This is a genomic window from Paenibacillus sp. RC334 (genome assembly GCF_030034735.1).
Lineage (GTDB): Bacteria > Bacillota > Bacilli > Paenibacillales > Paenibacillaceae > Paenibacillus > Paenibacillus terrae_A.
Map to the genome: position 1 here is coordinate 204,289 of NZ_CP125370.1, position 13,086 is coordinate 217,374.

The 13,086-nt window shown below is 46.8% G+C and carries 10 protein-coding genes and 2 pseudogenes; 9 read left to right on the forward strand and 3 right to left on the reverse strand.

The genetic code is table 11. The features are described 5' to 3' along the window. The first annotated feature begins 134 nt into the window (after window positions 1-134). The 7 genes and pseudogenes from QMK20_RS00955 to QMK20_RS27485 all read left to right on the forward strand — a co-directional run. On the forward strand, window positions 135-689 hold the full coding sequence (locus tag QMK20_RS00955) for a GNAT family N-acetyltransferase (RefSeq protein ID WP_283654203.1): 555 nt from the start codon (window positions 135-137) through the stop codon (window positions 687-689). Window positions 690-979: 290 nt separating this feature from the next. Then, entirely contained in the window at window positions 980-3,652 is a 2,673-nt protein-coding gene (gene ppdK, locus QMK20_RS00960) for a pyruvate, phosphate dikinase (RefSeq protein WP_283654204.1), read from the forward strand. 236 nt (window positions 3,653-3,888) lie between these two features. After that, on the forward strand, window positions 3,889-5,187 hold the full coding sequence (locus QMK20_RS00965; protein WP_283654205.1) for an ABC transporter substrate-binding protein: 1,299 nt from the start codon (window positions 3,889-3,891) through the stop codon (window positions 5,185-5,187). A gap of 39 nt (window positions 5,188-5,226) precedes the next feature. Further along, window positions 5,227-5,373 (forward strand): annotated as a pseudogene (locus QMK20_RS00970) (sugar ABC transporter permease); the annotation flags it as partial. Between the two features lie 316 nt (window positions 5,374-5,689). After that, window positions 5,690-6,418, forward strand: coding sequence for a LytR/AlgR family response regulator transcription factor (locus QMK20_RS00975; RefSeq protein ID WP_283654207.1), 729 nt, complete (start codon window positions 5,690-5,692; stop codon window positions 6,416-6,418). Window positions 6,419-6,719: 301 nt separating this feature from the next. Beyond that, complete coding sequence (locus QMK20_RS00980) at window positions 6,720-7,823, forward strand: hypothetical protein (RefSeq protein WP_283654208.1); 1,104 nt, start codon at window positions 6,720-6,722, stop codon at window positions 7,821-7,823. A gap of 18 nt (window positions 7,824-7,841) precedes the next feature. Then, a pseudogene (locus QMK20_RS27485) lies at window positions 7,842-7,952 on the forward strand (carbohydrate ABC transporter permease); the annotation flags it as partial. On the opposite strand, the gene QMK20_RS00985 reads toward QMK20_RS27485, so the two are convergent. Continuing rightward, window positions 7,942-8,799 carry a helix-turn-helix transcriptional regulator gene (locus QMK20_RS00985; protein WP_283654209.1) on the reverse strand — a complete coding sequence of 286 codons (858 nt, stop codon included), beginning with the start codon at window positions 8,797-8,799 and terminating at the stop codon, window positions 7,942-7,944. The pseudogene QMK20_RS27485 and the gene QMK20_RS00985 overlap by 11 nt on opposite strands. 138 nt (window positions 8,800-8,937) lie before the next feature. Here QMK20_RS00985 and QMK20_RS00990 point away from each other — a divergent pair, with 138 nt between their 5' ends. Beyond that, window positions 8,938-10,224, forward strand: coding sequence for a Gfo/Idh/MocA family protein (locus QMK20_RS00990; protein ID WP_044644947.1), 1,287 nt, complete (start codon window positions 8,938-8,940; stop codon window positions 10,222-10,224). Between the two features lie 124 nt (window positions 10,225-10,348). On the opposite strand, the gene QMK20_RS00995 is transcribed toward QMK20_RS00990, so the two are convergent. Further along, window positions 10,349-11,185, reverse strand: coding sequence for a carbonic anhydrase (locus QMK20_RS00995; protein WP_283654210.1), 837 nt, complete (start codon window positions 11,183-11,185; stop codon window positions 10,349-10,351). A 117-nt stretch (window positions 11,186-11,302) separates the two neighbouring features. Further along, the gene (locus QMK20_RS01000) at window positions 11,303-11,668 is read right to left on the reverse strand and encodes a winged helix-turn-helix transcriptional regulator (protein ID WP_014279306.1); all 366 of its coding nucleotides are present in this window, start codon (window positions 11,666-11,668) and stop codon (window positions 11,303-11,305) included. A 157-nt stretch (window positions 11,669-11,825) separates the two neighbouring features. Between QMK20_RS01000 and QMK20_RS01005 the strand changes: the two genes are divergently transcribed. Further along, window positions 11,826-13,016 carry an MFS transporter gene (locus QMK20_RS01005; RefSeq protein WP_283654211.1) on the forward strand — a complete coding sequence of 397 codons (1,191 nt, stop codon included), beginning with the start codon at window positions 11,826-11,828 and terminating at the stop codon, window positions 13,014-13,016. The last annotated feature ends 70 nt before the right edge of the window (window positions 13,017-13,086 follow it).

Here is a 13,086-nt window from a genome sequence, read left to right on the forward strand (position 1 = left end):
GGTATATCATCGGTTGGAATAGTTAGAATGGTTACATTTTCCACCATAAATGAACCATGAAAGTATAAAATCAAACTCTCTTTTTTTATGATATAGTTTTCATACATACTGACATAAGAGAGTTGAGGTGCAGCATGGCAACACTACAAATTGCCGATCCATTCGTCAATCCGGAATTACGCGCGTTTCTGGCAGGCGCAGAGGATCAGGAGCAGGTGCAGGAGTTAATTTTACAGACTGCCAGATGGCTGCACAGCAAGGGTTCCACTCAATGGGGCAAGTTATTGAAAGGGAAGGATGATCATAATCTGGGAGGCGCTATTTCGCGCGGAGAGGTGATCATTTTTCGAACATCAGAGGGGCATACCTTGGCTGGCTCCATGATTCTGCAACAGCAGCCCAGTGCATGGGATCGTAAGTTGTGGGGGCTAGATGATGCTGATTCCGACGGAGGAGCCTCAGTATATTTGCATCGCCTGGTTGTGGATCGGGATAGAACCGGGAAGGGACTAGGCCGCGAACTGGTGCAATGGGTTGAAAAGGGAATCCGTTTCACAGGCAAGGACCGAATCCGATTAGACTGTATTGCGGGGAATGACAAGCTTAGCCAGTTTTACAGACAATGCGGCTACACTTATATAGGTGAAACGGATGGCTTTAATATTTTTGAAAAGATGCTATCGAATTGAGCAAAAGGACGTCTGTACAAACAGACGTTTTTTTGTTTTTGGAACCCGTCCTGAATTGCAGGATGGACAGGTAGGTTGGGATAGAATCACTCTATCCCAATATACGGCTAACCACGAATTAAAGTGTTTTATAAATGAGGTTTATCAATATTTAAAACGTCATAAACAAATATAATAAATATATATTACGTATTATATATTGAAATAACCACTTATTTTGTGTTACAACTTTAAGTAAACCTATAGATCAGTTCAGGCATGTATCTCGATAAGTGGAGGGAATGAATTCAATGTTGAAAAGAGTGTACTCATTTAACGAAGGTAAGTTGGGGATGAAAGCGCTACTAGGAGGAAAAGGCGCCAATCTAGCGGAAATGACGACACTGGGTCTCCCGATCCCTCCCGGCTTTACGGTGACTACCGAGGCGTGTCGAGCCTACTTTACTTCCGGCGGCAAGCTCCCGGAGGGTTTGTTGGGAGAAATCGTCATTGCCCTGCACGACGTTGAGGAAGCCCAGTCGGCTATATTCGGAGATACGGAGCGGCCTTTGCTGGTATCTGTCCGCTCAGGCTCGGTAGCCTCAATGCCCGGTATGATGGACACGATACTGAATCTGGGTCTGAATGATGAAACCGTGCGTGGATTGGCAGAGCAGACGGGAAATGAAACCTTCGCCTATGACTGTTACCGCAGATTTATTCAAATGTTTGGCGAAGTGGTGCTGGGTATCGAATCCAATTATTTTGACCAGCTTCAGGAGCAGAGCAAGCAGACCCATGGGCGTGGCACTGACCAGGAGGTTAGCGCGGAAGAATGGAAGGAACTGATCGCACATTATAAAGAGCTTGTCGCGCAGCAGAGCGGACAGCCGTTCCCACAGGATGTGTATAAACAGCTGCAGCTGGCAGTAGAGGCTGTATTCCGCAGCTGGAACAATATGCGTGCCAAGGTGTACCGGAAGGCTTACGGCATTCCAGATGAACAAGGAACAGCAGTGAACATTCAGGCGATGGTGTTTGGCAATCTCGGCAATGACAGTGGAACAGGTGTGTTATTTACCCGCAACCCATCCACAGGTGTGAATGAACTGTATGGTGAGTATATGGTAAATGCTCAGGGAGAGGACGTCGTGGCAGGGATAAGAACGCCCAACCCTATTCCTCAACTTTTGGAAGAGCAGCCGTTAGTCTATGGTCGTCTGGAAGAGCTGGCTTCCTTGTTAGAACGCCATTACCGGGATATGCAGGATATCGAATTTACGATTGAAAAAGGAAATCTGTATCTGCTACAGACGCGTAGCGGCAAAAGAACAGCGCAGGCGGCTGTAAAAATAGCTGTAGATCTGGTAGAGGAAGGGATTATCAGCCAAGAGGAGGCTATCCAACGGATCGAACCGTCCCACATGGAACAACTGCTACATCGCTCCATTGATGCTTCCACATCGCTGGTTGCGATTGCCCAAGGTCTGCCTGCATCGCCCGGCGCAGCAAGTGGACGGATTGTATTCGACGCAGATACGGCAGAGAACTGGACGAAGGATGGGCAGAAAGTCATCCTTGTCAGTGTAGAGACCTCACCCGACGATGTTCACGGAATTATCGCCGCCGAAGGCGTGCTGACGAGTCGAGGGGGAATGACCAGCCATGCCGCTGTGGTTGCGAGAGGCATGGGTAAACCCTGCATTTGCGGCTGCGACGCGTTGAGCATTGACCTGTACAGTCGGAGCGTTAGTATCGGTAACCTGACCTTTCAGGAAGGGGAAAATATTTCGATCGATTCGACCTCTGGGCAGGTGTACCAAGGCAGTTTGTTGCTCAACGAGCCAGTCATTACACCGGAGCTGCTGAAGCTGCTGGAGATTGCGGATGAAATTCGGACGTTGAAGGTCTACACCAATGCGGATACGCCACTCGACGCCGCCAAAGCTCGGGAATTTGGAGCTGAGGGCATCGGGCTGTGCCGGACAGAGCATATGTTTTTCTCGGGCCAACGGCTGCCTATCGTTCAGGCGATGATTTTGGCCGAGGATCAGGAGGAGCGGGTTCTGCATTTGAATCGTATACTCCAAATGCAACAATCCGACTTTGAGGCTATGTTCAGTGCGATGGACGGTTTACCGATGACGATTCGCCTGCTGGACCCGCCATTACATGAGTTCCTGCCGAACCTGGAGCAGCTTCAGGAGCAACAGCGGGAGCTTGAGCTTTCCGGCGGCCATGTGGAGGAGCTTCAACGTCTTAAAAGCACCATCTCCAAGGTGCACGACCTGCGGGAGATTAACCCTATGCTGGGATTGCGCGGTGTTCGGCTGGGCATTCTGTTTCCGGAGATATACGATATGCAGGTTGAAGCGATCTTTAAGGCCGCGGAAGCAGCACTGCGCAGGGGCGTGGATGTGAGACCAGGGATTATGATTCCGCTGGTCGGTCATTCGAATGAACTCAAGCAGATGAGAGAACTGGTCGATGAGGTGGCAGCTCAAGTGCTTAGCGAAGAGTTTAAGTGGTTCAGGTATCGGGTGGGCACCATGATTGAGGTTCCAAGAGCCGCCCTGCTGGCAGACAGCGTGGCCCAGTACGCCGACTTTTTCTCCTTTGGAACCAATGATCTGACACAAATGACCTTTGGTTACAGTCGGGATGATGCCGAAGGTAAATTCCTCGGCTCCTATATGGAAAAGAATATTCTGGATACGAACCCTTTTCAGGTGTTGGATCAGGATGGCGTAGGCAAATTGATCGAATGGGCTGTTATCAAGGGTAAGGAGAAAAAGCCTTTTCTGGAGACAGGTATCTGTGGGGAGCATGGCGGGGATAGTGAGTCTATTCTCTTTTGTCACCGCAGCGGACTGGACTATGTCAGCTGCTCACCGTACCGGGTGCCATTTGCCCGCATTGCCGCCGCCCAAGCAGCTTTGCTTGTCAGAGCAGAGCAGCCTGAGGGAGCGTTGTCCGTTTTGTAGCTGAAAGTAGTCTCTACATTTCAATAACACATTTAAGGCTGCCTTGATCCAAAGGCTGCCTTCTTCGTTTTACACTATATAGGGGAAAGTTCCGTCAGGAAGTGAAAATTTTAGTTATACATGAAAAATGGGGATATCGCGTCTCCCTCTTTTACATATGATGATAAGAGAAGTTTTTGTAAGCGCTTCAAACCAGGGTGACATACAACTATGCGAAGCTACAGGAGGCGGTTAAGATGGACAATTACATGAGCTGGATAAAAATTGGTTTTTTTCTCAGTGTTCTGTTTTTACTTGCAGCGGCTTGCACTACCTCTCCCAAGCTGGAAAACACGGAAGGGAAAAAAGTCCGGCTGACCATGCAAGTCTGGGGGAATCCTGCGGAGGTGAAGGTGTACCAGCGGGCACTGGATGCCTTTGAGAAGGAAAACCCGAATATTGAGGTTAAGCTGGTGCCTGTACCGGGAGACCAATATGAGCAAAAGCTGCTGACCCAACTTCAGGGAAGCCGCGGGCCGGACGTGTTTTATTCGTATGAGCCGACCATTGCGCGTTTGATTGGGGCGAAGCAGGTACAGCCTTTGGGTGAATTTTTAAAAAGTGATGCCAGTAATGTAAAAGCCGAGGATTTTCCAGAAGGATTGTGGGGTCCGGCGAAGCGTGATGGGGAAATCTACGGGGTCACTCCCGACTCGAATCCGATGGTGATGTATTACAACAAAAAGGTCTTTAAGGATGCCGGTGTGAAGACACCGCAGCAATATTATGACGAGGGCAAGTGGAACTGGGACGCTTTTGAGGAAGTCACATCGAAGCTGAAAGCTGCCGGAAAGCAGGGCTATATTGCAGAAAACTGGTGGGCTCACTGGTATTCATGGGTGTGGTCGAATGGTGGCCGGATTTTTGATGAACAAGGCAAGTATGTACTGGATCACAATGAAAAGGGCAAGGAAGCCTTCCGCTTCATGTACGATATGGTGAACAAGGGAAATGCGGTATATCTCGGTTCGCTTCCCAAGGGGCAGGGAGCAGATGCGATGTTCATGTCCAACCAGGTCGGTATGCTGGCGGCGGGAAGATGGCTGGAGCCCTTGTTCAGTCAAAATAAAAGTCTCGACTTTGATTATATTTACTGGCCTTCCAATACGGGCAAAAATGAACCTGTCGCCATTCCGGTTGCTTACGTAGCCGTAAACAAAAACAGTCCGCATCTGCAAGAGGCCATGAAGTTGGCCGCATTCTACGTCTCGGTGAAGGGGCAGGAGGCGCGACTGGTTGAGGGTGGGAATGCCATGGGTACGCTTGCCGCAGCAGATGAGAGCATTATGAAAAAGGCGATGATTGAGCATTCAAGCTATTTGACCGAAGGACGTGACAAAGGGAATGCGCATGGTTCCGCATTAGCCTACGACGCTCAGGTACCGGGATTAAACTCGGATATCACGGAGACGATTGACCTGATGTTCCTCGGCAAGCAGGATGCGGCGGCAACGATTGAGAAGCTGAATCAGATCATATCCAAGGCGGTCAAGTAGGCACGGAATAAGGCCGTGACCGGGGAGGAAGGTGACAAGATGCAGAAAAAGCATCAAGCGCTGTGGGGCTATCTATTCATTAGCCCCCAGTTTCTGGGTCTGTTATGTTTTTCGCTATTGCCGCTGCTGTATACGCTTTACTTAAGCTTTGTAAACTGGGATGGTTTTGGCATTACGGTGATCGTTGTGACAGCTATGCTGATTAGCGCGTTTATGACGGCGTATGCTTTTGCTAAAATCCGTTTTCCAGGTTCTGATTAGTTACCCCTTAAAAAGTCAGAATTTTGCCTTAAAAACAAGCAAGGAATTCGAGTCGTCCATGTAGAAGTTGTTGTTGTCGAGGCGACAAAAGCTTCATCGAGGCGCTCTGAATTCCTTAAATGTAACAATTCTACAAGGTACTTCGAAATCCTATTCTGAGGTGTCAAAGCACCGCAGGCTGTAGCGACCGTGGATTTTCAACACTTGTATCTTAACTGTACAAATGAAGGAGTGGTATGCCGTGAAAGTCGTAATTTGTGAAGACGAATGTTATTGGGGCGATGCGTTAAAAGCGTCTATATCTCAGTGGGCTTTAAATAAAAATATAGAGCTGAAATGTGCTGATTTTTATTCGTCCCAGAAATTAATTCAATATCTTAATGCTCACATAGATATAGACGTAGTTTTGCTCGATACTTCGCTAAGTAGTGAAGAAGATATTGATGGGATGACTACAGCAAAGCATATCCGGAAAATGGGGAATCAGGTACCTATCATTTTTGTTACAGTTGATTCTGCTCGTGCTATTGACGGATATTTAGTTGAAGCAATGGGCTTCTTGAAAATACCTATTGACGAGAAGCGACTTTCGCTATTTTTGGATAGGGTAGTGAAGCGAAAAAAACCGGAACGAGTATTTACTATTATATCAGAGTCCACGATAAATATTGTTCGTCAAAGTGATATAGTTTTTGTGGAAGTGAATAATCATACAATAATCTATCATACAACAAAAGAGGGAATCTATCTTAGAGGAACATTAAATAAAGTTATGCAGTTATTAGGCTGTGAGAATTTCATCCAGATACATAGGTCATATGTGATTGCAAAATCTAAAATCTACAGAGTAAAAATAACTTATCCATATTCCGTCGATATTTTCAATGGTCATGAGATTACCCATCTTCCCGTGAGCAGAAATTATATTAATAACCTGCTTGAGGTATACTCAGATGATGTATTGCAGTGAATATTATGAATACAGTATGCCTTCTTGTAAAACGGAAATTTACTCGTATTTCATGCTGTTTACGTCATCAACATACTATCTACGCCAGTCCATTGAAATTTCTTCTGTACTGTTTGATAATCTAGACACAACAGAAGAAACGATTGACTCATATTCAAAACTACGAAAGGAGAATGCGAGTGAAATAGACTTTTACGTTATGCATTTTAGAGATTATCATGCTTCGTGGCTTGCCCAGAACGATGCTTATATGGCGGCAATTTTGAAAAATAAAGTATCTAAATCGTGAAAGGAGTACAATATGAAATTTGTCAAAAAAAGCGTTAGTTATATTTTGGCAGTACTGCTCATGTACGGTGTTTTAGTAGTTCCCTCTTTCGCGGCAAGTGAAACAACACCGCAAGTGGCTAAGGAAGAGGCGAAGAATACAGAAATTCAATCCATGCCCTCGATACCGTATTCTGCAATGGATACTCAAAAATTTGATAATCTAGATGAAATATCTCCGAACGAAGCGAAAAAGATTTCCACAGATTCTACCCAGAGCAGAACCGTTAAACCGCAAAGCGCATGGGGTATCTCCGAACCTGTATTTGTAGGAGATGGCACTCTCAGTGAATCATTTGATAGTTATGTGGTTTCTCTCACTGCAAAGCAGCTTTCATTTCTAAAGCTGGATTCCAGCAATACAAATTTGTTGGCTATTCTGTACAATGTCAATGCCAACGGCTCATTAGGCAGTTCTACTGGATGGGGTGTTAAAGCAAACGGAGGTCACTCATACGTTAATATCCCGGCAGGTAAATATGCGATTGTAATTGGTTCTGCAACAGGTGAAGAAAGAGGTAACTATAAATTGATGTGGAATGCTTCAAATCCATCGGGTGCTTCTGCCATTATCAATTGTACAGCGGACCTTTCCAGAGTCGTCTTGTATTATAATCTTTCAACAATCCGCAGTAACGGAGATAATATCTTGACAGGACTCAAATGGGAAAATTCCGAAACATGGTATACCCCGAATGGGTATTCCGCTAGAGATATGAGCATGTCAGTAGCTGAAGTAAAGGGTGTATATTTGGGGTCATTCTCCAGTAGTGTACCCTATTCCGCTCCAAATGCCTTACTGATTGATATCAGTAAGGGATCATGGCTCTATATGAACAGCTATTATCGTAATGTAGAGGGAGATGTAACGCACATTATGGATTACTTCGATCTTTCTGGTCTTAAAACTCCGAGAACCTTTGGAACAGAGCATACCGATTTTTCGTATGGTCCTAATTACATCGTTATTAATTTGGACACATTCCAAGTTTGTGAGTTCTTAAGTCCATTTAATTATCATTATACTTCAGACGGTGGCCGCACTTATTCGCTTACCAAGCTACAAAAAATTTCTTAAAGCGAAAATAACCTACTGCTTATCTATCTCAATACACCGGAGAAATTCACGGTTCCGGTGCTGCTCGTCTATATGATTGCTCAAAAACAAATTATCGAAGGCATTACCTTGACAGGTATCAAGGGGTAGGGGCGTTTCCCTGCTCCTTTTTCTGTTCTTTTCGATACTGTAACGGGGTATGTCCAGTTAATTGCTTGAACACACGACCAAAGTGAGCGATGCTGTCAAAGCCCGTTTTTTCAGCAATGGCGGTCACCTTCCAGCTCGTTTCTCTCAGATACGCTCGTGCTTGCTGAACCCGGACATCCTGAAGATACTCTACTAAGGTAAAGCCTGTGGTCTGCTTGAAAATCCGGCACAAATACGTACTGCTGATATAAAAATGCCGTGCCAGTTGATCCAGAGTCAGCCTCTCCGCATAATGGGCATGCAGGTATTCGATGACCGCATACACTCGCTGCTGCTTCTCGCTGCGTTCCGGCGCAATGGTGTCGGGGGTGGAGGATTGTATGCGGCCGATTCGGATAAGCAGCTGGAGCAGCAAGCTTTGGAGATACATATGGCGGTATGCATGGTCTTGATGATACTCATCCAGCATTTGCTGGAACAGATGCTCCAGCTCGCGCTGTTCCTCCGCCGAAGGGCGAAGCAGAAAGCTTTTCTCCGGCAGGAGGGGCTGCTTCTGATCGCTGGACGGGGCGTCAGGCATCGACGTGGCAACAAACGCTTCATCAAAATTGATCAGAATCCGTTCATGGCTACCGTTGCCCTTGTTGCTCGTGCGATGAAAATCGTGTTTGCTGATCCAGATCAGATCGCCCTTCTGTAGAGCGTATACCCGCTGATTAATGTAATAGTAGCGCTCTCCTGCCAGCAGATAATAGATTTCATGTGCTTGGTGAACATGGTCAGCGGACATGCTGAACGGCTCTGTCCGTAGCGCTTGCTCGATGGCAAAACGGGGTGTGGCGATCACATCAACGGTCTCCTTTACGAGAAAAATTCAAATGGATAATATATGTATACTTTAAGGACGAATTCACAATAAATGCGAAGAATTTGCTCTTTCTTATACTATAAAATAAAAGTAATTCATGCAAAGGGTGTGTGCCAATTGGCTAAAATCAAATATGCACTTGTGGGTACTGGAGGAAGAGCCGAATTTTTTTACGGTGAAGTTGTTACCGTTTTCAAGGATACCTCGGAGCTGATCGCGTTCTGTGACGTCAATCAGACGAGAATGGACTATGCCAATCGGCTGTTGCAGGAGAAATATGAGCACGAGCCGATTCAGACCTATAAAGCCCATGAATTTGAACGAATGATTGCAGAAACGAAGCCGGATATCGTGATCGTCACGACCATTGACCGTGTGCATCATCAGTATATTATCCGGGCGATGGAGCTGGGCTGTGATGTTATTTCCGAGAAGCCGATGACGGTGGATGAGGATAAATGCCAGGATATTTTGGACGCCATAGATCGCACGGGACGCAAGCTACGCGTCACCTTTAACTACCGCTATGCGCCGCATAATACGAAAATCCGCGAGATTATTATGGACGGGACGCTTGGTGATATCTTGTCGGTCAATTTCGAATGGCTGCTGAACACACAGCATGGTGCGGATTATTTCCGTCGCTGGCACCGGGATAAGCGCAATAGCGGCGGTCTGCTGGTGCATAAATCGACGCATCATTTCGATCTGATGAACTTTTGGCTCGGCTCGAAGCCGGAGACGGTATATGCGATGGGCGATCTGAAATTTTATGGCCGGGAAAATGCGGAACAACGTGGTGTGACTGAGTTCTATCAACGGGCTTACGGCAGCAAGGCGGCAGAAGATGATCCTTTTGCGTTGCATCTGGACCGTAACGAGCACCTGAAAAGCATGTATCTGGATGCCGAGCATGAGGATGGCTATGTGCGGGATCAAAGCGTATTTGGCGACAATATTAGCATTGAGGACACGCTTAGTGTCATGGTGAAGTACAAGAACAAGACAGTCATGAACTACTCGCTGAATGCTTACATGCCTTGGGAGGGCTTTATCATCGTGTTCAACGGCACCAAGGGACGAATGGAGGTTCGGGTATCCGAGCAATCCTACGTTAATTCCGGGGGCAGTAAGGCAGACGAGGGGGCGTTAAAAGAAAAAACCATTACGATCTATCCCCACTTTGCAGCACCTTATGAGGTGGAGGTAGAGGAAGGCGTGGGTGGTCATGGCGGTGGTGATCCGGTCATGCTGCGGGATATTTTTGATAAGCCAGCAGATGATCGGTTTCATCGCGCAGCCTCACATATCGACGGTGCATGGTCCATTTTGACCGGTATTGCCGCCAACCGTTCTATTCGTACAGGTCAGCCAGTAAAGGTGGAGGAACTGGTTCATTTGTAAAGACTGGCAACCACTAAAATAACCAAGAAGCCCCCCTGTTTATCTTATGGACAGAGGGGCTTCTTGGTATTTTACTGTCAGCGGCGGCAGAGTTTCTGTTAGTTGTCGTAGGGTACTTATTTCATTATTTATCGGCAGTCAGTTCACGGGCTCCCAGTTGTTGTACAGGACGATGGTTATCGGGAAAAAGGGTGGCGAACTGACTGATTTGGTCGGCCGACATTTCAATGGGTTGTTCCAGCACTGTCCAGTTCACATGCTCTGTGCAAGGCGGAGTGGTCAGAGATCCGTTATAGCGAATCGAGTGCAGGTCCTTCGGCAGAAGAGTAGCGAGATTCAGTTCTCCCTCCAGAGCCTCTTCCTGGGAAACATCTTTTGGCAGTTTGGACCAAATACGGCTGAAAGCCTCATTCTCCTTGCCGCCTTGAATGAGTACGCCTAAGACGGCGGTGCTGCCGTTGTCACCCTGATGAACAAAATGAAGCTCCATATCGGCATTTTTACCATCTATTTGGTGTTCACTGGGATGATGGAAGTGAAACTGCTTTAAAGTGAATTTAGTACCGTCCAGTACAATATTATTACCGGGGCTGGCTGCATTGATTTGAACGGTGTGTCCATTATTCAGAATGGATACTTTCGTATTGGTGTAGTGAACCTGTATCGGCTGCTGCGTTTGCGAAGCTTCCATTCGAGTATGTTCTATGTTGACAGGGGATTGTTCGTGGCCGCTACCACAAGCGGCGAAATCCTTTTCCAGCTCTCCCCAATGCTCCGGTCCCTCCTCTCCCTCATAGGACCAGTGTGGATTTTTCTGAACAACCGCATGGGCGTCGCTAGTCGGTGAAGACGAAGTGTTCGTAGATTTGGAAGTGGCGGGCTGAGCATTACATCCGGTTGCCGACACAACCAGGAAAATAGCAAACATGCTGGACAAGCAAACTCTCCAGTTTTTTTTCATTGTGCATGATCCTTCTTCCCAAAGTAGAGTATGTGAAACTTTTTACATTGTAAATTATTGTACAAAGCTTCATCAAGGGTACAAGGACTTAGGAAGAAGGAAAGGGTGTACTCTTTTTTACAGCTTGTTAAGAATGTTATCCTCCAGTACAGCGGATTTATCCCCGTACTCTTTAATAATATGCTTTTCTCCCCAGGCGCACAGAGAATCCAAAATGCCCTTCAGACTACATCCGTATTCACTAAGCTCGTACTCCACTTTGGGAGGCACCTGATTGTAGCTAATTCGATTGACGATGCCGTCTTCCTCTAATTCCCGGAGCTGCTGCGTCAGCATTTTTTGTGTAATCGAAGGCATGATGCGTTTCAATTCGCTTGTCCGCATTTTCCCATGTGTCAAATGACACAGGATTACACACTTCCATTTCCCACCGATAACCTCTAAAGTCGCCTCAACCGAGATATTGTATTTTTTCTGACCCAATGTCGATCCCTCCGTGTGTTTCACCTTTTGTTTAGGGTACTTTTTGGTACCTATATCACTAAAAAGTACGTACTGTTCATACTTGCCTGAATAACTCATAATAACATCTGCTGGTCGAAGATTTCTACAGGCAGAAATAAAGATAGGAGTGAAAGACATGTCGTCAGACTCAAAACGAAGTATTTGGCCATTACTGGCTTTAGCCGTAAGCGCCTTTGCCATTGGGACAACCGAGTTCATCAGCGTGGGACTGCTTCCCCTGATCGCTGAGGACTTGCACATATCCGTAACCATGTCCGCCTTAACCGTCACGTTGTATGCCTTAGGGGTAACCATCGGGGCTCCCGTTTTGACCTCGTTAACATCAAGTGTTCCCCGTAAAACGCTGCTGCTGTGGATCATGATTGTATTTATTGCAGGCAACAGCCTCGCAGCGTTCTCCGGTGGAATTGTCATGCTGCTGATTGCGCGCGTGGTCTCGGCGTTCTCCCACGGGGTGTTCATGTCCATTGGCTCCACCATCGCAGCCGATCTTGTACCCAATGACCGCCGAGCCAGTGCCATTTCCATTATGTTCTCCGGGCTGACCGTAGCCACGGTCACGGGTGTACCCTTGGGAACCTTTATCGGGCAGCAATGGGGCTGGCGAGCGGCCTTCATGGCGATTGTGATCGTCGGTGTGGTGGCACTCATTGCGAATCTGATTTTGCTGCCATCCACTCTGCGAAAGGGGAACAGAACCCCTTTCCGCGAGCAAGTCAAACTGGTTACCAATGGCCGCTTGCTGCTTGCATTTATCATTACAGCCTTGGGGTATGGAGGCACGTTTGTGGTGTTTACTTATTTATCTCCATTGCTTCACGACATAACCGGATTTAAGCAGAGTACGGTAACGTTTATTCTTTTGCTGTATGGAATTGCGATTGCTATTGGGAATGTTATGGGTGGAAAAGCTGCAAACCGCAAGCCGCTTTCAGCTTTATTTTACATGTTCCTGATTCAAGCAATTGTCCTGCTCGTTCTGTTGTTCACAGCTCCTTTTAAAACCGCTGGACTGATTACGATCTTTTTTATGGGATTGCTTGCGTTCATGAACGTGCCCGGCCTACAGGTATATGTGGTGATGTTGGCTGAACGTTTTGCCCCCAAAGCCGTAGATGTCGCTTCCGCCGTCAATATTGCAGCCTTCAACGCCGGGATAGCCATTGGAGCATACGTGGGTGGAAGGGTGACTGATTCCTTGGGTCTTATTCATACGACCTGGATCGGGGCGATTATGGTTTTCGCTGCGGTTCTTCTCACAGGCTGGAGTCGCACGCTAGAAAAAAGGGATACGGCTGCTGCTTAAATGGAATATTTATGAAAGATACAGAGGATATAAGTTGAACTGGAAAAATGAAACACAAAAACGGAGTAGT

Bases quoted from the DNA above. Each gene is read 5' to 3' on its own strand.
- QMK20_RS00955 (WP_283654203.1), top strand. From the start codon at position 135: ATGGCAACACTACAAATTGCCGATCCATTCGTCAATCCGGAATTACGC.
- ppdK (WP_283654204.1), top strand. From the start codon at position 980: ATGTTGAAAAGAGTGTACTCATTTAACGAAGGTAAGTTGGGGATGAAA.
- QMK20_RS00965 (WP_283654205.1), top strand. From the start codon at position 3,889: ATGGACAATTACATGAGCTGGATAAAAATTGGTTTTTTTCTCAGTGTT.
- QMK20_RS00980 (WP_283654208.1), top strand. From the start codon at position 6,720: ATGAAATTTGTCAAAAAAAGCGTTAGTTATATTTTGGCAGTACTGCTC.
- QMK20_RS00995 (WP_283654210.1), bottom strand. From the start codon at position 11,185: ATGAAAAAAAACTGGAGAGTTTGCTTGTCCAGCATGTTTGCTATTTTC.
- QMK20_RS01005 (WP_283654211.1), top strand. From the start codon at position 11,826: ATGTCGTCAGACTCAAAACGAAGTATTTGGCCATTACTGGCTTTAGCC.